Raw genomic sequence first — 20,866 nt, forward strand, 5'->3', positions numbered from 1 at the left:
GGGCCCCCCCCCGCCGCCGCCCCCGCCGATCCTGCGCCCGTCGATCCCGGAGGTGAAGATCGGCTACGACTTCGCCGGCCCGCCCACCGTGGCGCGGATCCTGTTCGACTGGCGGTTCGACCTGGTGTTCGGCACCGCCGCGCTGGTGTTCGCCGCGGTGTACGCCGCCGGGGTGTGGCGGCTGCGGCGCCGCGGCGATCGCTGGCCGCCGGGACGCACGGTGGCCTGGCTGCTGGGCTGCGCGAGCCTGCTGTTCGCCACCTCCTCGGGTCTGGGCCGCTACATGCCGGCCATGTTCAGCATCCACATGGCCGCGCACATGCTGCTGTCGATGCTGGTGCCGATCCTGTTGGTGCTGGGCGCCCCGGTCACCCTGGCGCTGCGGGCGCTGCCGGCGGCCGGGCGCGGGCAGCCCCCGGGGATGCGGGAGTGGCTGCTGGCCGCGCTGCACAGCCGGGTCTCGAAGTTCTTCACCCACCCGGTGATCGCCACGGTGCTGTTTGTCGCCGGGTTCTACGGCCTGTATTTCAGCGGGCTGTTCGACGCGGCCGCCGGCAGCCACGTCGGGCATCTGGCGATGAACCTGCACTTTTTGCTCAGCGGCTACCTGTTCTACTGGGTGGTGATCGGCGTGGATCCCACCCCGCGGCCCATCCCGCCGGTGGCCAAGGTGGGGGTGGTGTTCGCGTCGCTGCCGCTGCACGCCTTCTTCGGGGTGGTGCTGATGGGCATGAAAAGCCTGCTCGCCGAGGACTTTTACCGTTCGCTGCACCTGAGCTGGCACACCGACCTGATGGGGGATCAGCGCCTCGGTGGCGGAATCGCTTGGGCGGCGGGCGAAATCCCGCTGGTGATCGTGATGGTGGCGCTGCTGGTGCAGTGGCGGCGCAGCGATCAACGCACCGCCACCCGGTTGGACCGCGCCGCCGACCGCGACGACGACGCCGAACTGGCCGCCTACAACGCGATGCTGGCCGAACTGGCCCGCCGCGACGCCTCCCAGCGCTAGCCGCTCTGCCCGATCAGCGCGCGCACCGCCGCGCGCACCGTGTCGGCAACGGCTTGGGCGGACGAGGTGTCGAGCTTTCCGTCGAGGTGCAGGAACGCCAAGCCGTGCACCAGGCCCCACGCAGCCGTTGCCATCGGTTCCGGATCGGCGGCCGGGAACACCCGCTGCACGGTGGCTTTGAGGTAGCCGTGGACGGCTTCCACCGCGGCCACCCGCTCGGTATTGGTCGGATCGCACTGCTCGGTGAACATCACCCGGAACAGCCCCGGGCGCCGCAGCGCGAACTGGACGTAGGCGACCGCGATGGCCGCCAGGTCGTCTGCGGTGGCCGGCTCCGGGTGCGCCGCAACCAGATCGCTGGCCAGCTCCCGGTAGCCCACCGCGGCGACGGCCGAGAGCAGGGCGGTCCGGTCGGCGAAATGGCGGTAGGGCGCGGCGGTGGACACGCCGGCGCGGCGGGCGGCGGCCCGCACCGACAACTCGGTCGCACCGCCTTCTTCGAGCAACTCCACCGCGGCGCGCACCAGCGCACCGGGCAGGTCGCCGTGGTGATACGGCGCGGTCGAGGTGGACATGGTGTGACAGCCTTGTGTTGACGCTGCTTACATGGGCCCCTAATGTTAGCAGCAGGTGCGAGTAAGCGGCGCTAACATATGTGGTCGCATGCTGCGAAACGAAGGAGAGCCACCCATGACCTCACCGGTAACCATCGTGATCACCGGTGCCAGTGACGGCATCGGCGCCGTGGCCGCCCGTGCGCTGGCCGGGCCGGAGGTCGACCTCGTTGTCGTCGGCCGGTCGGCCCGCAAACTCGCGCCGGTGGCCGCCGACACCGGGGCCACCGCGCTGACCGCGGATTTCGCCCGTCTCGACGAGGTTCGCTCGCTGGCCCGACGGATCCGCGAGCACGTCGGCAAGATCGACATCCTGATGAACAACGCGGGCGGCACGTTCGCGCCGCGGCTGCGGACCGCCGACGGTCACGAACCCAACTTCCAGATCAACCACCTGGCGCCGTTTTTGCTCACCAACCTGCTGCGCGACCGGCTGGTTGCCGCGCACGGCGCCCTGGTGCTGAATACCTCCAGCATCGGGAACCTGTTTGGCCGCATCGACCTGGACGATCTGGACTACCGGCGGCGGCACCCGTTCGAAATGCGCGCCTACGGGTCGAGCAAGCTGATGAACATTCTGTTCACCCGCGGCATCGCCCGACGCTGGGTTGGGGACGGGATCGTCTCGGCCGCAGTGCATCCCGGTCCGGTCGCGACGAGCTTTGGTCGGGACTCGCGCTTCGTCGGCCTGCTCTACCGCACCCCGCTGCGCCACCTGGCGGCGATCACCCCAGAACAGGGCGCCGCGCCGCTGATCGAACTGGCCCGGCGCGGCGCCGACCCGGCGATCAACGGCGTGTACTTCTCGCGGCACCGCGCCCATGGCCCGGAGAACCGGCAGGCCCACGATCCCCGGCTCATCGACGGATTATGGGCCCTCTCCGCTGATCTCGTCGGCCTGGACTGAGCCGAACGGCTGGTTGCCGAATCGATCGAGGTGCAGCACGGCTTCGATCGGCGGTCGCTGGGTGGGGCCGTAACGCCCGCGCGCCCAACCGATCGGGACGATGCACACCGGCACCATCGAGCGGGGCAACTCCAGCACCCGGCGCACCCCGGCGACCCGCCACACCGGCAGCGTTTGCAGCGAGGCGCCCAGGCCGACGGCCCGGCACGCGAGCAGCAGGTTCTGCACCGCGGGATACACCGAACCGTAGAACGAGGAGACCGACAGCTGCGGCCACCCGACCGGCCGATGCCGCAGGTTGCGCCGATAACAGGCGACCACCAGGGTCGGCAGTTCGTGGAAGTGCTCGCCCTGCCACTCGGCCACCCGCAGCTGGCGACGCATCGGCTCATCGGTGGCGTAGAACCGTCCGAATACCCGGAACAGCTTGAACATCCGTTGATAGCTGCGTACCAGCCGCCGCTTCTGCTCGGCGTCGGTGACGACGACGAACGCCCAGTCCTGGCTGTTCGAACTGGTCGGAGCCTTCAGGGCGAGCGCCAGCACCTCGCGCAGCACGTCGAAGTCGACCGGGTCGAAATGCAGCCGGCGGATCGCCCGCTGGGTGAGCATGGCCTCGGCGAGCGGCATGTTCAGCCCGGCGAGCGCCGCGGCGGAGTCGGGGGGTGTGAACGGGCCCGCACCCGAAGCGGCGGGGGTCTCGGTGATTGGCATTTGCGCCTCCGGAAGATTCAGCGTGACGGATGGGTGGCCGTGACCAGCACGGCTTGGTTGTAGGGGAAGGGGAACAGCGCGTACATCGGCCGCCACCGTCGTGGAATCAGTGGCGCGGCCTCGCGCCGGGTGGCCAGGTGCGGGCTGTCGACCTGGACCGTCTTGCCATAGTGCTGAACGTGGGCGCTGCCGCGCGCCTTGATGTTCAGCAGCCAGTCGGTTTGCGGGCCGTAGCCGGCGAGGAACAGATAGCCGCCGTCGACGGGGAACACATTGAGCGGGGTCCGGTACTGGCGGCCGGATGTGCGGCCCACGTGCTGCAGCACCGCCATTCCGGGGACCCACCCCGCCCACAGCAGGACGAGACGGTTACTGAATCGGCGATTTAGCCGGGCGACCCAACGTGGCATCGGCATGGACGTGCCTTCCTGTGATCGGCGCCGCCGGTGGCGCCCGGGGTGTGATCGGTCATGTGTTTGGCTTCTCGTTCCCTCCGTGGGGCGCATCCCCCATACTCTGATCCGCAGGTCGCCGCAGGGGGAGCCGCGTACGCGGTTCGGATGTTGACACTGCTTACAGTAATGTAAGCGGCGCGCACATGGGAAGGTTCTCGCGGCGGAGTCGGAGCTGAGGAACCCGAGGAGACGAGCTCGATGCAGGTAGAGGACGAATCCGAGGATGCCTCGTCGGATGCACCGGCCGATGATTCGCCAAGTGAGCCGCTGATCGTCGCCGCCGGGTTGGGGCTGGACGGCGAGCATGCTCCGCTGTTCTCCGGCATCGACCTGGAGCTCAGCAGGGGCTTTCACGCCATTCAGATGCCCGGTGGACCGGGGCAGGACGCGCTGCTGCTGACGCTGGCGGGACGCCTCAAGCCCAGCCGGGGCACCGTGACCGTGCTCGGCGACACCCATCCGCGCGCGATCCGCCGGCACTGCGCGATAGCGGCGTTCGCCGACATCGACGCGCTGGAGGAGTCGGTGACCGTGGAAACGGTGCTCGCCGAGCAGCGCCGCTGGCTGGCGCCCTGGTACTCGCGGGTCTCGATTCACTCCGGGCAGAACGAACTGGACGAGGTGTTCGGTGAGATTCCGGCGCCCTCGGCCAAGACGTACATCGTCGAGCTGTCCGACCTGGAGTTGTTCTTGCTCCGCATCACGTTGGCGCTGTTCTCGGATCGCCCGATCCTGGTGGTCGGCGACCTGGAGCAAGTCCGCGACAACTCGCGGCGGGAGCTGGCGGTCGGCCGGCTCGGCGCGATCGCGGCCCGGCGCACCGTCGTCGTCGGGGTGACCAACCCGCTCGGCGGTGACGCCCCCGACCACGACCTACACGATCATCGCATCCTGACTGAAGGTGACTGACGATGCTGGCTGGACTCGCATTCGGCTCGGAGATCAAGCGTTTCGGCCGTAGCCGGATGACACGCGCGGCCATTGTGGTGCTGACGCTGCTGCCGCTGGTGTACGGGGCGCTGTACCTGTGGGCCTACTGGGACCCCTTCGGCCACGTGAACAAGATGCCGGTGGCGCTGGTCAACGCCGACCGGGGTGCCGTCGTGTCCGGGCAACAGCTCAACGCCGGGGCGGAGATCGCCAAGAGCCTCACCGCCGACGGCAGCATGGACTGGCACGTCGTGGATCCCCAAGAGGCACGCGACGGGGTCGAACACGGCAAGTACTACTTCATGCTGGAGTTGCCCCCCGACTTCAGCGAAGCGATCGCCTCGCCCACCACCGGGAAACCCAAACAGGCCAAGCTGATCGCGGTCTACAACGACGCCAACAACTACATCTCGTCCAGCATCGGGCGCACCGCCACCGAGCAGGTCCTCAACGCCGTGTCGACCCGGATCTCCGGGCAGGCGGTCAATCAGGTGCTGTCGGTGGTGGTTTCCTCCGGTGCGGGGATCAAGCAGGCCGCCGACGGGGCGCAACAACTGGCCGACGGCGCGGCGCGGGTGGACGACGGCGCCGGGCAGCTGTCGGCCGGTCTGCACACCGCGCGGTCCGGCTCCGCGCAACTCGCCGCCGGGGCCAAGCAGCTCTCCGACGGCATCACCCAGGCCACCGACCCGCTGCTGGCGGTGGCGAAAGCGGTGTCGGTCATTGGCGGCAACACCGACCAGCTGCAACAGGGGGCGACCGCCCTGCAGCAGGCCAACGACCAGATCGGTGCCATCGCCACCGCCCAAGACACCGCCGCCAACTCGCTGTCGGCGGTGATCGACCAGCTGTCGGCCAGCGGGGACCCGGTGGCCCGCAGCGCCGCAGACACCCTGCGCGGCACCCAGGACCAGCTGCGCGGGCATCAGTTCACACCGCAGATCCGCCAGCAGCTCACCGACGCCGAGAACGCCGCGATCGCGATGACCGAGCCGCTGCGCACCCCCGGCAGCCCGGTGAAGTCGGCGCTCGACCAGGTCGGGAACAAAGGGCAAGACCTGACCAACAAGCTGACCCAGTTGCGCACCGGCGCCCAGCAGGTTGCCGCCGGGAGTGCCGAATTGGCAACGGGTATCGCCAAACTCGACGACGGTGCCGGTCAGCTGAAGTCGGGTACCGGCCAACTTCGGGCAGGATCGACCGAGCTGGCGACCAAACTCGCCGACGGCGCCAAGCAGGCGCCGGAGTGGACCACCCAGCAGAAGGACGCGATCGCCGACACCATCGGCGGGCCGGTTCACCTGGAAACCACCCATGAGAACGCCGCCCCCAACTTCGGCACCGGGATGGCGCCGTTCTTCCTCACGCTCGCGTTGTTCTTCGGCGCCCTGGTGCTGTGGATGGTGTTGCGGCCGCTGCAAAGCCGGGCCATCGCGGCGGAGGTGACCGCGATCCGGGTAGCGCTGGCCAGCTATCTGCCCGCGGCGGCGATCGGGATAGTCCAGGCGATCATCTTGTACTGCGTGGTGCGGTTCGCCCTCGGGATGCACGCCGCGCATCCCGTCGCCATGCTGGCCTTTTTGATGCTGGTGTCCTGCGCGTTCGTTGCCGCGACGCAGGCGATCAACGCGCTCGTCGGCCCCGCGGTGGGACGGGTGCTGATTATGGCGTTGCTGATGCTCCAGCTGGTCAGCGCCGGCGGCATGTACCCGGTGGAAACCACGTCACGACCATTCCAGGTGCTGCACCACTACGACCCAATGACGTACGGGGTCAACGGATTGCGCCAGCTCATCCTGGGCGGCATCGATTTCCGGCTCTGGCAGGCGATCGCCACGCTGGTCGGCATCTGGGTGGGGGCGTTGGTGATCTCGTCGCTGTCCGCCCGACGCAACCAACTCTGGAACCTCACCCGGCTGCTGCCGGCGATCAAGATATAGGCCGGGCCTGCAGCCAGGTCCGGTAGCGGCGCAGGGCACGGCGCCGCAGGACGGTTTCCTGGGCGTAGGCGGCCAGCGGCGGAACCCCGGGGCGGGTGCGTCGGCCCTTGCCCAGGCGGCGCAGCTGATAGCGGACTCGGGCCATGCCGACGGCCGACGCTGCGGCCTTGTCCTTGATCGCGACCGGCGCGAGGGTGACCGCGGCGTCGCCGCCGGCGCGCCACTTGTTCGGCAGATCGGGATCGACGGCCAGCGCGGTGCCCATGCCGACCAGGTCGATGCCGCCGGCGAGGACCTCTTCGGCGACCGGTCGGCGCACGATGCCGCCGGTCAGCATCAGCGGCAGCGGACTGGCGGCGGCCAGGTCCTCGGCCAGGGTGAGGAAGTACGCCTCGCGGGCTCGGGTCCGCTCGTCGGCGGGGGAGTGGCCGGTCATCGCGGGGCTTTCGTAGCTGCCGCCGGACAGTTCGACCAAATCGACCCCGAGCGGCGCCAGCAGCCCGATCACCTGCCGGGCGTCGGCGGCGTCGAAGCCGCCGCGCTGGAAGTCGGCCGAGTTGAGTTTGACGGCCACCGTGAACCCCGGCGCCACCGAAGCCCGGACGGCGCCGACGACGTCGAGCAGCAGCCGCGCCCGGTTCTCCAGGGTGCCACCCCACCGGTCGGTGCGCCGGTTGGATAGCGGCGACAGGAACTGCGACAGCAAATAGCCGTGGGCGGCGTGGATCTCCACCCCGTCGAACCCGGCCAGCTCGGCGCGCCGCGCGGTCTCGGCGAAACGCGCCACCGTCGCCTCGATCTGCTCGGCGGTCATCTCGACGGGCTGCGCCAGCCGCTTGCTGTTGCGACCGATGTCGACGCGGATCGCCGAGGGGCCCCACGCCACGCCGGGCATGTTCGCCATCACCTGCCGACCGGGGTGGTTGATCTGCATCCACACCCGCGCGCCGCCGCTGTGCGCGGCGGCCGCCCAGGCCCGGAACGGCTCCAGCGGCGAGTGCGCGTCGAGCACCACACCCGCCGGGCCGGTCAGTGCCTCGGCGTGCACCATCACATTGCCGGTGATGAGCAACCCGGCCCCGCCGGCGCTCCACCGCCGATACAGCCGAAACAGCGCCTCATCGGGCAACTGTCCGGCGCCGGCCATGTTCTCCTCCATCGCGGCCTTGGCCAGCCGGTTTCCGATGACCGACCCGTTGGGCAGGGTCAGCGGACTGAAGACGGTGACGGGCATTGGGACCTCCGGCAGGAATGTTAGCGGTGCTCACGCCAGCGTACGAGGCTAAGTAAGCAGTGTCAACATGCGCTGGTTCGGGGACGCTGGCCGCGGTGTTGACGGTGCTTACATTGGGTGGTTAGCCTGATGCGAACACCGCACACATGTCAGCGAGGGGAGGCGCCCATGTCATCGACCGAACCGGGCACCGTCGACGTCGACCTGGGGGGTCACCGGGTCCCGGTCCCCAAGGGCGGGCTGTACGACCGGTATCGGATGGACACCGATCTGGACGACGTCGCCCGCGATCCCCGGGTGAGCAGCGTGGACTTTTTCCGGCGGCTGCCCAAAACGACGGTCGAGTCCGCGATCGGGACCACGCTCACCCCGAACTTCTACTACCGCATCGCCACCGCCCGACTGGTGATGCTGGCCCGCTCCCGCGCGATCCGGGGCCGGCTACCACAAGAGTTGGCGCCGCTGGAAATTGCCCCCGGGCTCGGCATCGTCTCGGTGATGTTCTTCCGCTACGACGTGTGCGACATCGACTTCTACACCGAAGCCGCCGTCGGCATCGCGGTGCGGCCGGCACGGCACGGCCGGCTCGGGTTCGTCGACCTGGCCGCCGGGCTGGCCAACGACCAGCTGCACTCCTATGTGCTGTCGCTGCCGGTGAGCACGCAGATCGCGCAGGTTCGCGGCCACGACGGCTACGGCTTCCCCAAGTGGGTCACCGGGCTCGACGTCGACATCGACGCCCGCCGGGCCACCGCGCGGGTCGCCAACGATGCCGGCGGCACCGACCTGGCGCTGTCGGCGCCCACCCCCGCCCAGACCAGATATGCCACCGGCGAGCGTGTCTCGTCGCTGACCTCCTACACCACCATCGACGGTGCTTGGCACGCGACGCTGAGCCAGACCAACCTGCTGTCGACCGGAAGTGCGCGCTTCCCGCGCAAAATCGACCTGCGGATCGGGCAGGGCCGGATGGCCGACGACCTCCGGTCGCTGCAGCCGATCAGGACCGTGCAACTCGACGTCGCCACCGAAGCCCAACTCGCCCTGCACCTGCCGGTCCCGACGTCGGTGCCCGGCCCCCGTTAGACGGACTGGCCCGCTTCGACGATTTCGCGGGCCTCCTCCTCGGTGGCCACCGACGGCCCCGAACCCGGCAGCCGCTTGCCGGCCACCTCCGGGGTGAACCACACCGTGACCGCGCCGATCAGGCCCGCGGCCATCAGGATGTAGGCCGGCACCATCACGTTGCCGGTGCCCGACACCAGCGCCTCGGCGATCAGCGGGGTGGTGCCGCCGAACGCCGACACCGAGATGTTGAACCCGATGGCCACCGCGAAGTTGCGCACGTTGGTGGGGAACAGCGCCGGCAGCGTGGACGGCGAGGTGGCGTTGAAGCACAGCAGCGTCGCCCCGATCAGCAGCACCCCGACGAACTTCGCCGAATGCCCGGCGCCATGCCGGATCAGCAGGAACGCCGGCACCGAGCCGGCGATCAGCAGCGCACAGCCGGTCCACATGATCGGTTTGCGGCCGATGCGGTCGGACAACTTCGCCAGCGACACCACCGTCACCAGCATCAGGGCCAGCACCACCACGATCATCAGCAATCCGGTGCTGCCGCTGATCCGCCCGACCTGTTTGAAGTACGTCGGCAGGTAGCCGGTCAGCATGTAATTGGTGACGTTCTCGGCCAGCACCAAACCCATCGTGATCAGCAGGGCGGTGCGCTGTCGGACGATCGTCTGCTGGAACTGCCGCCAGCCGCCGCCACTGGGCTCCTGCTCGCTCATCTGCTCGTAGGCCGGCGATTCCTCGATCCGCAACCGCATATACAGCGCGATCAGGGCCAGCGGCACCCCCAGCAGGTACGGGATCCGCCAGCCCCAGCTGAGCATGTCGGCGATGGGCACCTGGGTCTGCAGCCCGGTCACCACCGCCGCGCCCACCACGTAGCCGCTGAGCGTGCCCAGCGGCAAAAACCCGGCCATGGCGCCGCGGCTGCGGTCCGGGGCGTGTTCGCTGACGTAGGTCATCGCGCCGACGTACTCCCCGCCGGTGGAGAAGCCCTGCAGGACACGGGTGACGATGAGCAGCACCGGCGCCCAGATGCCGATGCTCTCGTAGCCGGGCAGCAACCCGGTCACCGTGGTGCCGATCGCCATCAGGGTGACCGTCATGACCAACACCTTTTTGCGGCCGATGCGGTCGCCGAGCGAACCGAACACGATCCCGCCGAACGGCCGCACCGCGAACGCCGCCGCCAGCGTGCCGAAGGTGGCGATCAAGCCGACGGCGCTGGAACTGTCCGACGGGTAGAAGACCTGCGCGATCGTGGTGGCCAGGAAGCCGTAGATGCCGAAGTCGTACCACTCCATGAAGTTGCCGATCGCGGTGCCCGCGATCGATCGACGCATGGCCGCCGGATCAGAAACCCGGATCTCGTCGCGGGTCCACATCCGTCGGTGAGTGGGGTCATCGCTGTCCCGTCGGCTTGTGGTAGCCACCGCTCGACGGTACCAATTGCCCAGGGCCGTCTTCGGCACGTCATTTTTGCGGTGCCGACACGGCGGGCCACCGCTGGCCCCAATTCCTCGGCGCGGCAGCCGAATACCGCACCGAGCACGTCGGCCTCCGCGCGGGAAGGCGGCGCCCACTACGATGTCTGGATGCGCAGGCTCATGGCCGTCCCCGCTGTGGTGGGCGTCGTCGTCGCCGTCATCGCCGGCTGCTCCTCGACCTCCTCGCCACCGCCGTCGTCGTCGCGGTCCTCGTCCACGTCGTCCGCGGCGCCGGCGTCGGCGTCCTCGCCGTCGGCGACGTCGTCGTCCTCCGCGTCGTCGTCGTCGAAGCAGGCCGACGACCCGCTGCCGGACCCGGCGGCGTTGCTCAAGGAGTCCAGCAAGAGCACCAAGGACCTCAAGAGCGCGCACCTGGCGCTGTCGGTGACCGGCAAGATCGCGGAGATGCCGGTCAAAACGCTGGGCGGCGAGCTGACCACCCAGCCCGGCGCCGCGGCCCAGGGTGACGCCAAGATCACCATCATGGGCGCCGACGTCGGCATCAAATTCGTCGAGTTCGACCGCCGCATGTACGCGTCGCTGCCCGGGGGTGCGTGGCGCGATTACGGGCCCACCTCCCAGGTGTACGACGTGGCCGCGATCCTGAACCCGGACACCGGGCTGGCCAACCTGCTCTCCGATTTCATCGACCCCAAGGCCGAGGCCCGCGAAACCGTCGACGGCCAGGAGACCATTCGGGTCTCCGGCAAGGTCACCGCCGACGCGGTGAACAAGATCGTGCCGCTGGATGCCAGCAAAAAGATGTCGACGACGGTGTGGATCCAGGAGAGCGGGGACCACCAGCTGGTCAAGGCCAAGCTGGAGCCGAGCAAGGACAACGCGATCGAGATGGTGCTGTCCAACTGGAACGTACCGGTCACCATCGACAAGCCGACCACCGGACCGTGACCGCGGAGTAGCCCGCGGCGCCGGTTATCCCCAGTCGCCATTTCTTCCACAGCCGGCCCCGATTCCGGCGGCCGCCCCGACCGCGGTGTCGGGTGTTCGCGGCTCAATGAGGGCAGCACCGGCGGATCGCCCGCCGCACCCAGGAAGGAATTGAGCCATGTTCGAAACTCCGCTGACCGTGATCGGCAACATCGTCAACGACCCCATTCGCCGCGGGGTGGGCGACCAGGAGGTGATGAAGTTCCGGGTCGCCAGCAATTCGCGGCGCCGCGGCCCCGACGGGACGTGGGAACCCGGCAACTCGCTGTTCGTCACCGTCAACTGCTGGGGCCGGCTGGTCACCGGGGTGGGGGCGTCGCTGCGCAAGGGCTCGCCGGTGGTGGTGGTCGGCCACGTCTACACCAGCGAATACGAGGACAAAGAGGGTATTCGCCGCTCCACGCTGGAGCTGCGCGCCACCTGCGTGGGCCCCGACTTGTCCCGCTGCGCGGCGCGGGTGGAGAAGCTGGTCGCCGCCGGGCCGGACAGCGTGCCGGCCAGCCCCGCCGAACCGGTCGCCGGCACCGCGGACGGCGAGACCGGTGACCCCGATCACGCCGTCAGCGACGACTCCGGGGCGGGGCTGTCGCTGTCGGCGTAGCGCCGGGCAGCCGTGCCGCGCCGAGCCCCTAGGATGGTCCCCGAGCAATCAAAGACCAGGAAGGCAACAACCGCGGCATGGCTGAATACATCTACACGATGCGGAAGGTCCGCAAGGCGCACGGCGACAAGGTCATCCTTGACGACGTCACGCTGAGCTTCCTGCCTGGAGCCAAGATCGGCGTGGTGGGCCCGAACGGGGCCGGCAAGTCGAGCGTCTTGCGGATCATGGCCGGCCTGGACAAACCCAACAACGGCGACGCGTTTTTGGCCAACGACGCCACCGTGGGCATCCTGCAGCAGGAGCCGCCGCTGAACGAGGACAAGACCGTCCGCGGCAATGTCGAGGAGGGTCTGGGCGACATCAAGGTCAAGCTGGACCGGTTCAACGAGGTCGCCGAGCTGATGGCCACCGACTACACCGACGAGCTGATGGAGGAAATGGGTCGGCTGCAGGAGGAGCTCGACCACGCCGACGCCTGGGACATCGACTCCCAGCTGGAGCAGGCGATGGACGCGCTGCGTTGCCCGCCGCCCGAGGAGCCGGTCACCAACCTGTCCGGCGGGGAGCGCCGCCGGGTGGCGCTGTGCAAGCTGCTGTTGAGCAAGCCCGACCTGCTGCTGCTGGACGAGCCCACCAACCACCTCGACGCCGAGAGTGTGCAGTGGCTCGAGCAGCACCTGGCCAGCTACCCCGGGGCGATCCTGGCGGTCACCCACGACCGGTACTTCCTGGACAACGTGGCCGAGTGGATTTTGGAGCTCGACCGCGGGCGCGCCTACCCGTATGAGGGCAACTACTCCACCTACCTGGAGAAGAAGGCCGAGCGGATCGCGGTGCAGGGCCGCAAGGACGCCAAGCTGCAAAAGCGGCTGCAGGAGGAGCTGGCCTGGGTGCGGTCGGGCGCCAAGGCCCGGCAGGCCAAGAACAAGGCCCGGTTGCAGCGCTACGAGGAGATGGCCGCCGAGGCCGAGAAGACCCGCAAACTCGACTTCGAGGAGATCCAGATCCCGACCGGCCCGCGGCTGGGCAACCAGGTGGTGGAGGTCGACCACCTCGACAAGGGGTTCGGCGGCCGCACCCTGATCAAGGATCTGTCCTTCACGCTGCCGCGCAACGGCATCGTCGGCGTGATCGGCCCCAACGGGGTCGGCAAGACGACGCTGTTCAAGACCATCGTCGGGCTCGAGCAGCCCGACAGCGGCACCGTCAAGGTCGGCGAGACGGTCAAGCTCAGCTACGTCGACCAGAGCCGGGCCGGCATCGACCCGAAGAAGACGGTGTGGGAGGTCGTCTCCGACGGGCTCGACCACATTCAGGTCGGGCAGAACGAGATCCCGTCGCGGGCCTACGTGTCGGCGTTTGGGTTCAAGGGCCCCGACCAGCAAAAGCCGGCCGGGGTGCTGTCCGGTGGGGAACGCAACCGGCTCAACCTGGCGCTGACCCTCAAAGAGGGCGGCAACCTGATCCTGCTCGACGAGCCCACCAACGACCTGGACGTCGAGACGCTGAGCTCGCTGGAGAACGCGCTGGAGAAGTTCCCCGGCTGCGCGGTGGTGATCTCCCACGACCGCTGGTTCTTGGACCGCACCTGCACCCACATCCTGGCCTGGGAGGGTGACGCCGACAACGAGGCGAAGTGGTTCTGGTTCGAGGGCAACTTCGGCTCCTACGAGGAGAACAAGGTGGAGCGGCTGGGTGTGGAAGCCGCCCGCCCGCACCGAGTGACCCACCGGCGGCTGACCCGGGACTAATCTGGTCCGCGGTGACAGGGCTGGTGTGCGGGAGGGACGGTCAGCGTGACAGTTGATGCGCAGTGGACACCATCCACCCCGCCCGCCGACATCCCCCGCTGGGTGACGCTGGCCTACACCGCCACCTACCGGGGCCCGCACAGCGAGGCCCCCGAAGCCGACACCCAGCCCGACGACACCGTCGCCATCCAGCGCAGCGCCGTCATGGCGGTGACGCCGGCGATGCTGGGCGCGCACTGCCGGCTGGCGCAGCACCGCCCCGCCGGGGACAGCAAGGTCGCCGTCTACGCCGCCGACGACCCGGGTGGTTTCGGCCCGGCGCTGCAGGTGATCACCGAGTACGGTGCGCCGCTGATGGATTCCCTGGCGGTGCTGCTGCACCGGCTGGGGGTGGCCTATGTGGGCATCATGAACCCGGTGTTCACGGTGCGCCGCGACCCGGCCGGCCAGCTGCTCAGCGTCGCCCCGAAAACCGACGAGCGCGGAGGCGGCGGCGTCGATGAGACCTGGATCCACATCCGGCTGGCGCCGTCGGTGGACCAGAAGGCGCTGGCCGAGGCCGGCCGGCTGCTGCCCGATGTGATGGCCGACGTTCGGCAGGTGGCCGCCGACACCACGGCGATGACCGCCACCCTGCGCCAGCTGGCCGACACCGTCGACCGCGACCCGGCCGGGCACTTCACCAGCCCGGACCGCGGGGACGCCGCGGCGCTGCTGCGCTGGCTGGCCGACGGGCATTTCGTGCTGCTGGGTTACCAGCGCGGGCCGGTGCACGACGGGCAGGTGTCGGTGGACGAATCGGCCCGGCTGGGGGTGATGCGGCTGCGCAAGGCGTCGCATTCCCGGCTCACCGACCGCAACGGGCTGCTGGTGTTGGCCCAGGCCACCGTGCCCAGCTACATGCGGTTCGGCTCCTACACCTACATCGTGGTGCTGCGGGAAAGCACGCCCACCAGCCTCATCGAGCACCGCTTCGTCGGGCTGTTCACCGTCGCCGCGATGAACGCCAACGTGCAAGAGATCCCGATGATCTCGCGCACGGTGCAGCAGGCGCTCACGTTGTCCGAACGCGACCCCAGCCATCCCGGGCAGCTGCTGCTCGACATCATCCAAACCGTCCCGCGCCCGGAGCTGTTCGCGATGAGCGCCGAACGGCTGTTGACCATGGCGATGGCGGTGGCCGACCTGGGATCGCGGCGGCGGGCGTTGCTGTTTCCGCGCGCCGACCGGCTCGGGCGGTTCGTGTCGTGCCTGGTGTATCTGCCCCGCGACCGCTACACCACCGCGGTCCGGTTGGCGATGCAGGACATCCTGGTCCGCGAATTCGGCGGCACCAGCCTGGAATACACCGCGCGGGTCAGTGAAGCACCCTGGGCGCTGCTGTATTTCGTGATCCGGCTGCCGGACGGGGCGGGGGCCCCCGCGGTGGACACCTCGGAGAACAACCGGGTGCGGATCCAGGGGCTGCTGACCGAGGCCGCGCGCACCTGGGCCGACCGGCTGCTGGGCGCGGTGGCGGCGACCGCGATTCCACAGCGGGACGCCGAACACTACGCGGCCGCGTTCCCCGAGGTCTACAAGCAGGCCGTCACCCCCACCGAGGCGATCGAGGACATCGCCATCATCGAAGAGCTGACCGATGATTCGGTGAAGTTGGTGCTGTCCGAACGCGACGAGGACCGCATCGCCAAGCTGACCTGGTATCTGGGTGGGCACGGGGCGTCGCTGAGCCAGCTGCTGCCGATGCTGCAGAGCATGGGTGTGGTGGTGCTCGAGGAGCGCCCGTTCACCGTCACCCGGCCCGACGGGCTCGCGGTGTGGATCTACCAGTTCAAGATCTCACCGCATCCGACCATCGAGATCCCGGCGGCCGGCCCGCAGCGCGACGCCATCGCGGCGCGGTTCTCCGACGCCGTCACCGCGATCTGGCAGGGCCGCAACGAGATCGACCGGTTCAACGAACTGGTGTTGCGGGCCGAACTGACCTGGCAACAGGTGGTGATCCTGCGTGGTTACGCGAAATACCTGCGGCAGGCCCGGTTTCCGTACAGCCAGACCCACATCGCCTCGGTGCTCAACGACTACCCGCACACCGCGCGGTCCTTGGTGGCGCTGTTCGAGGCGCTGTTCGACCCGCGGCCGTCCGGTTCGGCCAAGAGCCGCAACGCGCAAGCCGCCGCGGCCGCGGTGACCGCCGACATCGACGCGCTGGTGAGCCTGGACACCGACCGGGTGCTGCGGGCGTTCGCGTCGCTGATCCAGGCCACGTTGCGGACCAACTACTTTGTGACCCGCGAGAATTCGGCGCGCGGCCAGAATATTTTGGCGTTCAAGCTCCGGTCGCAGCTGATCGAGGAGCTGCCGCTGCCGCGCCCCGAGTTCGAGATCTTCGTCTACTCGCCGCGGGTGGAAGGGGTGCACCTGCGGTTCGGCTACGTGTCGCGTGGCGGGTTGCGCTGGTCGGACCGCCGGGAGGACTACCGCACCGAGATCCTGGGCCTGGTCAAGGCGCAGGAGGTCAAAAACGCCGTCATCGTCCCGGTCGGCGCCAAGGGCGGGTTCGTGGTCAAAACCCCGCCGCTGCCCACCGGGGACCCCGCCGCCGACCGCGACGCCACCCGCGCCGAGGGCATCGCCTGCTACCGGCTGTTCATCTCCGGGCTGCTCGACGTCACCGACAACGTCGACCACGCCACCGGCGCGGTGAACCCGCCCCCGCAGGTGGTGCGCCGCGACGGCGACGACGCCTACCTGGTGGTGGCCGCCGACAAGGGCACCGCCAGCTTCTCCGACATCGCCAACGACGTCGCCAAGTCCTACGGGTTCTGGCTGGGCGACGCGTTCGCCTCGGGCGGTTCGGTGGGCTACGACCACAAGGCGATGGGGATCACCGCCAAGGGCGGCTGGGAGTCGGTCAAGCGGCACTTCCGGGAGATGGGCGTCGACACCCAGACGCAAGACTTCACCGTGGTGGGCATCGGCGACATGAGCGGGGACGTGTTCGGCAACGGCATGCTGCTGTCCACCCACATCCGGCTGATCGCCGCCTTCGACCACCGGCACATCTTCTTAGACCCCGACCCGGACGCCGCGCGGTCCTTCACCGAGCGGCAGCGGATGTTCGAGCTGCCGCGGTCCAGCTGGGACGACTACGACAAGTCGCTGATCAGCGCGGGCGGCGGGGTGTTCGCCCGCGGCCAGAAGTCCATCCCGGTCAGCCCGCAGGCGCGGGCCGCGTTGGGCATCGACGACGACGTCACCGAGATGACCCCGCCCAACCTGATCCGGGCCATCCTGCGGGCGCCGGTAGACCTGCTGTGGAACGGCGGCATCGGCACCTACATCAAGGCCGAAAGCGAATCCGACGCCGACGTCGGTGACCGCGCCAACGACCCGGTGCGGGTCAACGCGAACCAGGTGCGGGCCAAGGTGATCGGCGAAGGCGGCAACCTGGGCGTCACCTCGCTGGGCCGGGTCGAGTTCGACCTGTGCGGCGGCCGGATCAACACCGACGCGCTGGACAACTCCGCCGGGGTGGACTGCTCCGACCACGAGGTCAACATCAAGATCCTGATCGACGCGCTGGTCACCGCCGGCAAGGTCGATCCCGCCGACCGCACCGAGCTGCTGCTGTCGATGACCGACGAGGTGGGCCGGCTGGTGCTGGTCGACAACGCCGACCAGAACGACCTGCTGGGCACCAGCCGGGCCAACGCGCCCAGCCTGCTGCCGGTGCACGCCATGCAGATCAAGCATCTGGTGGCCGACCGCGGCCTGAACCGCGAGCTGGAAGCGCTGCCGTCGGAAAAGGAGATCGACCGGCGCGCCGAGGCCGGGCTGGGCCTGACCTCCCCGGAGCTGGCCACGCTGATGGCCCACGTCAAGCTGGGGCTCAAGGCCGAGGTGCTGGCCACCGACCTGCCCGACCAGGACGTGTTCGCCGCCCGGTTGCCGCGGTACTTCCCGGCGGTGCTGGCGCAGCGGTTCGGCCCCGAGATCCGCTCCCATCAGCTGCGCCGCGAGATCGTGACCACCATGCTGATCAACGATCTGGTCGACACCGCCGGCATCACCTACGCCTACCGGATCACCGAGGACGTCGGGGTCGGGTTGGTCGACGCGGTGCGCACCTACGTCGCAACCGACGAGATCTTCGGGGTGGGCGAGGTGTGGCGGCGGATCCGGGCGGCCGCCGACGCCAACGGGATGCCGGTGGCGGTCTCGGACCGGATGACGCTGGACCTGCGGCGGCTCATCGACCGGGCCGGGCGGTGGCTGCTCAACTACCGTCCGCAGCCGTTGGCCGTCGGCGCCGAGATCAACCGGTTCGCCAAGAAGGTCAAGGCCCTGACGCCGCGCATGGCGGAATGGTTGCGCGGCGACGACAAGGCCATCGTGGCCAAGCAGACCGCCGAGTTCGTTTCCCGCGGCGCCCCGCAGGATTTGGCGCTGGTGGTGGCCACCGGCCTGTACCAGTACAGCCTGCTCGACATCATCGACATCGCCGATATCATCGACCGCGACGAAGCCGAGGTCGCCGACACCTACTTCGCCCTGATGGATCGGCTCGGCACCGACGGGCTGCTCACCGCGGTGTCCGCGCTGCCCCGCGACGACCGCTGGCATGCGTTGGCGCGGTTGGCGATTCGCGACGACATCTACGGCTCGCTGCGGTCGCTGTGTTTGGATGTGCTCGCCGTCGGCGAGCCCGATGAGGATGGGGTGCAAAAGATCGCCGAGTGGGAGCACATCAACGGGTCCCGGGTGGAGCGGGCGCGCCGCACGCTCACCGAAATCTACGCGTCCGACGAGCGGGACCTGGCCGCGCTGTCGGTGGCGGCCCGCCAGATCCGCAGCATGACGCGGACCAGTGGCCGGGGATCCGGGCGGTGAGCCGCGCCGGCGGGTTCGTCACGCCAGTCCCGGTGCGCTGGTCGGACATCGACATGTACCAGCACGTCAACCACGCCACCATGGTCACCATCCTCGAAGAGGCCCGGGTGCCGTTTTTGGCGCCGGTTTTCGGCGGCGAGATCATCACCACCGGCCTGCTGATCGCCGAGGTGCGGGTCGCCTACAAGGGGCAGCTGCGGCTGATGGATTCGCCGCTGCAGGTGACGATTTGGGTGCAGCGGCTGCGCGCGGTGGACTTCACCCTGGGCTACGAGGTGCGCTCGGTCAACGCCGACCCCGACTCCAAACCGGCGGTGATCGCCGAATCCCAGCTGGCGGCCTTCGACATCGACGAGCAGAAGCTGGTGCGGCTGTCCCCGGAGCATCGGGAGTACCTGCAGCGTTGGCAGCGGTAGCCACCCGGCGGCGAGCAGACGCAAAAGTCCCCTTTCGGCAGCGTTTTTGGGTGCTTTTGCGTCTGCTCGCGGGGGGTAGGATTCGCTGAGACTCAGTTGCCACGGGGGGAAGCGCTAGATGAAGACACCGATCCTGGTGGTCGTGTGGGTGCTGAGCGTGGCGCTCTGCGGGCTGGGTCTGTTGTGGCCGCTGCTGGGGACCTCGGGCGCGGTGGCCGCGGCCACCGATCCGGCGACGATCACGAACTACGACGCGACGTATCGGATCGCCGCCGACGGGCACTTGACTGCCACCGAGCGGCTGACGGTGAACCTGCCGGCCGACCGGCACGGCATCTTCTGGTTCTTTCCGGTCGCCGATCCGACCGACCCGCACCTGCGGCTGGTGCCGACCGTGACCGCGATAACCATGGACAACCACCCGGTGCCGGTCAGCTACTCGTGGCGCGATGGTCGCAGCGTCTACGTCGCGCAGATCGGTGACGCCGATGCGACGGTGAGCCCCGGTGCGCACACCTACGTGGTCGACTACCGCGTCGACGGGGTGCTGGCGAAACCATCCAGTGCGGCAGGGGATTTCACCACCCGCGCCGGCGCGAACCGGACCGACCCCGGCTCGACGTTCTACTGGAACGTGGTCGGCTTCTGGGAGATGCCGATCCGGGCCGCGCACGTCGCCATCGAGCTGCCCGACGCCTCCGGGCTGGTGCAGTGCGCGGCCAGCAAAACCGGGTCGATTCCGTGCACCATCGACGGCGCCGGCACCGACCGCGTCACGGTGACCGCGGCCGAACTGCCGGCCCGCAACCCGGTCACCGTCCGCGTCGACCAGCCGCTGCCGCTGCCGGAGCGCGCCACCCTGCCCTGGAGTGCCCGCGTCGACGGGATCTTGGGGCGCTCGGTTCCCGTCGCCGGGGTGCTGGCGGTGTTATCGGTGCTGGCGGCGTTGGCGGGATCGCTGTGGGTGTGGCGGTCCCGGGAGCCGTCACCGGGCCTGCCGGTGATGTATCAGCCGCCCGACGGGTTGGGCCCGGTGCAGACCGTGTACATCGTCAAAGAAGGGGTCGGCGACCACGCCCTGGTCGCCACCCTGCTGCATCTGGCCGAGCGGGGGCTGGTGCGGCTGGACCGCACCGATTCGACGCGGTGGACCGTCACCGGGATCGGCACCCCCGAGCAGTGGGCGGCCATCGACCCGGTGACCCGTGAGGCCGCCAAGGAACTCGGCGTCACCACCGCCGACACCGAGTTCGTCGTCGGCGGCGGTACCGGCGAGACGCTGACGAAGGCCAGCGACAGCCTGAGGTCCGCCAGCAAGTCCTGGTCGCGCACCGAGGGATTGAGCAATTATGCGGCGACGGAGTGGCTCGGCCGGGTGTTGGTCGTGGTGTGCCCCGTCCCGGCGCTGATCGGGTTTATCGTCGGCCCGACCATCTGGGGGCTGCCGTTCGCGTTGTTCACGATCGCTGGCCTCGGGTTGTGGGCCAAGGGCGTGGGCACCCGGCGGACCGCGGCGGGCCGGCAGCTGTGGTCGCGGGCCGGCGGCTTCGAGCGGCTGCTGGCGACACCGTCGAGCGAGGACCGGTTCGACTACGCCGCGCGCGAGGACCTGTTCATCGCCTACATCCCGTACGCGGCGGCGTTCGGGGTGGCCGATAAGTGGGCCGCCAAGTATCGGACCGCCACCGGGCAGGAGCCGCCCACCCCGACCTGGTATCCCGTTACCGCGTCCGACCGTTCGGCCGGGTGGTCCTCGCCCGGCGGGCTGGCCGCGTTCGGCGCCACCGTCGCGACGTCGATCGCCGCGTATAAGGCCGCGCAGCGCTCGTCGTCGAGCTCGGGCGGGTCGAGCTTTGTGGGTTGGGCTCGGCGGGGGGGGGCGGGGGCGGGGGG

At 69.4% G+C, this 20,866-nt stretch carries 16 protein-coding genes; 11 read left to right on the forward strand and 5 right to left on the reverse strand.

The genetic code is table 11. The features are described from left to right. Window positions 1-1,009, forward strand: a 1,009-nt coding sequence (locus BKN37_RS15900; RefSeq protein WP_131823623.1) for a cytochrome c oxidase assembly protein, incomplete at its 5' end; no start/stop codon positions are given. Here the strand turns inward: BKN37_RS15900 and BKN37_RS15905 are convergent. Continuing rightward, entirely contained in the window at window positions 1,006-1,584 is a 579-nt protein-coding gene (locus tag BKN37_RS15905; protein WP_071027540.1) for a TetR/AcrR family transcriptional regulator, read from the reverse strand. The two genes, BKN37_RS15900 and BKN37_RS15905, sit on opposite strands and share 4 nt — an antisense overlap. Before the next feature lie 115 nt (window positions 1,585-1,699). Between BKN37_RS15905 and BKN37_RS15910 the strand changes: the two genes are divergently transcribed. Continuing rightward, entirely contained in the window at window positions 1,700-2,530 is an 831-nt protein-coding gene (locus BKN37_RS15910) for an SDR family NAD(P)-dependent oxidoreductase (RefSeq protein WP_071027542.1), read from the forward strand. On the opposite strand, the gene BKN37_RS15915 is transcribed toward BKN37_RS15910, so the two are convergent. Then, window positions 2,492-3,244, reverse strand: a complete 753-nt coding sequence (locus BKN37_RS15915; protein WP_071027544.1) for a nitroreductase family protein — start codon at window positions 3,242-3,244, stop codon at window positions 2,492-2,494. The two genes, BKN37_RS15910 and BKN37_RS15915, sit on opposite strands and share 39 nt — an antisense overlap. Window positions 3,245-3,261: 17 nt before the next feature. Further along, the gene (locus tag BKN37_RS30285; RefSeq protein WP_341271937.1) at window positions 3,262-4,005 is read right to left on the reverse strand and encodes a nitroreductase family deazaflavin-dependent oxidoreductase; all 744 of its coding nucleotides are present in this window, start codon (window positions 4,003-4,005) and stop codon (window positions 3,262-3,264) included. Between BKN37_RS30285 and BKN37_RS15925 the strand changes: the two genes are divergently transcribed. Further along, window positions 3,898-4,608: a hypothetical protein gene (locus tag BKN37_RS15925; RefSeq protein ID WP_071027548.1), complete on the forward strand. Its 711-nt coding sequence runs from the start codon at window positions 3,898-3,900 to the stop codon at window positions 4,606-4,608. The two genes, BKN37_RS30285 and BKN37_RS15925, sit on opposite strands and share 108 nt — an antisense overlap. A gap of 2 nt (window positions 4,609-4,610) precedes the next feature. Continuing rightward, on the forward strand, window positions 4,611-6,569 hold the full coding sequence (locus BKN37_RS15930; protein ID WP_071027550.1) for a YhgE/Pip domain-containing protein: 1,959 nt from the start codon (window positions 4,611-4,613) through the stop codon (window positions 6,567-6,569). Here the strand turns inward: BKN37_RS15930 and BKN37_RS15935 are convergent. Continuing rightward, window positions 6,559-7,803, reverse strand: a complete 1,245-nt coding sequence (locus tag BKN37_RS15935; RefSeq protein ID WP_071027552.1) for an NADH:flavin oxidoreductase/NADH oxidase family protein — start codon at window positions 7,801-7,803, stop codon at window positions 6,559-6,561. The genes BKN37_RS15930 and BKN37_RS15935 overlap by 11 nt on opposite strands. Window positions 7,804-7,971: 168 nt before the next feature. Between BKN37_RS15935 and BKN37_RS15940 the strand changes: the two genes are divergently transcribed. Then, entirely contained in the window at window positions 7,972-8,889 is a 918-nt protein-coding gene (locus BKN37_RS15940) for an acetoacetate decarboxylase family protein (RefSeq protein ID WP_071027554.1), read from the forward strand. On the opposite strand, the gene BKN37_RS15945 is transcribed toward BKN37_RS15940, so the two are convergent. After that, window positions 8,886-10,217, reverse strand: a complete 1,332-nt coding sequence (locus BKN37_RS15945; protein WP_071027564.1) for an MFS transporter — start codon at window positions 10,215-10,217, stop codon at window positions 8,886-8,888. The two genes, BKN37_RS15940 and BKN37_RS15945, sit on opposite strands and share 4 nt — an antisense overlap. A gap of 252 nt (window positions 10,218-10,469) precedes the next feature. Between BKN37_RS15945 and BKN37_RS15950 the strand changes: the two genes are divergently transcribed. From BKN37_RS15950 to BKN37_RS15975, 6 genes are all read left to right on the forward strand, one after another. Beyond that, window positions 10,470-11,270 carry an LppX_LprAFG lipoprotein gene (locus BKN37_RS15950; RefSeq protein ID WP_242657271.1) on the forward strand — a complete coding sequence of 267 codons (801 nt, stop codon included), beginning with the start codon at window positions 10,470-10,472 and terminating at the stop codon, window positions 11,268-11,270. 157 nt (window positions 11,271-11,427) lie between these two features. Beyond that, on the forward strand, window positions 11,428-11,910 hold the full coding sequence (locus BKN37_RS15955) for a single-stranded DNA-binding protein (RefSeq protein WP_071027556.1): 483 nt from the start codon (window positions 11,428-11,430) through the stop codon (window positions 11,908-11,910). A 77-nt stretch (window positions 11,911-11,987) separates the two neighbouring features. Continuing rightward, the gene (ettA, locus tag BKN37_RS15960; RefSeq protein ID WP_071027558.1) at window positions 11,988-13,664 is read left to right on the forward strand and encodes an energy-dependent translational throttle protein EttA; all 1,677 of its coding nucleotides are present in this window, start codon (window positions 11,988-11,990) and stop codon (window positions 13,662-13,664) included. 45 nt (window positions 13,665-13,709) lie between these two features. Then, entirely contained in the window at window positions 13,710-18,557 is a 4,848-nt protein-coding gene (locus BKN37_RS15965) for an NAD-glutamate dehydrogenase (protein WP_071027560.1), read from the forward strand. Next, window positions 18,554-18,973, forward strand: coding sequence for an acyl-CoA thioesterase (locus BKN37_RS15970; protein ID WP_278184956.1), 420 nt, complete (start codon window positions 18,554-18,556; stop codon window positions 18,971-18,973). Before BKN37_RS15965 ends, BKN37_RS15970 begins: the two co-directional genes overlap by 4 nt. A gap of 118 nt (window positions 18,974-19,091) precedes the next feature. Beyond that, window positions 19,092-20,866 (forward strand): DUF2207 domain-containing protein (locus tag BKN37_RS15975; RefSeq protein WP_071027562.1); only part of this gene is annotated, 1,775 nt, incomplete at its 3' end.

Source organism: Mycobacterium talmoniae (assembly GCF_001854525.1).
Lineage (GTDB): Bacteria > Actinomycetota > Actinomycetes > Mycobacteriales > Mycobacteriaceae > Mycobacterium > Mycobacterium talmoniae.

Coding starts and splice junctions, on each gene's coding strand:
- BKN37_RS15905 (WP_071027540.1), bottom strand. CDS start 1,584: ATGTCCACCTCGACCGCGCCGTATCACCACGGCGACCTGCCCGGTGCG.
- BKN37_RS15910 (WP_071027542.1), top strand. CDS start 1,700: ATGACCTCACCGGTAACCATCGTGATCACCGGTGCCAGTGACGGCATC.
- BKN37_RS15915 (WP_071027544.1), bottom strand. CDS start 3,244: ATGCCAATCACCGAGACCCCCGCCGCTTCGGGTGCGGGCCCGTTCACA.
- BKN37_RS15925 (WP_071027548.1), top strand. CDS start 3,898: ATGCAGGTAGAGGACGAATCCGAGGATGCCTCGTCGGATGCACCGGCC.
- BKN37_RS30285 (WP_341271937.1), bottom strand. CDS start 4,005: ATGCTCGCCGTCCAGCCCCAACCCGGCGGCGACGATCAGCGGCTCACT.
- BKN37_RS15930 (WP_071027550.1), top strand. CDS start 4,611: ATGCTGGCTGGACTCGCATTCGGCTCGGAGATCAAGCGTTTCGGCCGT.
- BKN37_RS15935 (WP_071027552.1), bottom strand. CDS start 7,803: ATGCCCGTCACCGTCTTCAGTCCGCTGACCCTGCCCAACGGGTCGGTC.
- BKN37_RS15940 (WP_071027554.1), top strand. CDS start 7,972: ATGTCATCGACCGAACCGGGCACCGTCGACGTCGACCTGGGGGGTCAC.
- BKN37_RS15945 (WP_071027564.1), bottom strand. CDS start 10,217: ATGCGTCGATCGATCGCGGGCACCGCGATCGGCAACTTCATGGAGTGG.
- BKN37_RS15950 (WP_242657271.1), top strand. CDS start 10,470: ATGCGCAGGCTCATGGCCGTCCCCGCTGTGGTGGGCGTCGTCGTCGCC.
- BKN37_RS15955 (WP_071027556.1), top strand. CDS start 11,428: ATGTTCGAAACTCCGCTGACCGTGATCGGCAACATCGTCAACGACCCC.
- ettA (WP_071027558.1), top strand. CDS start 11,988: ATGGCTGAATACATCTACACGATGCGGAAGGTCCGCAAGGCGCACGGC.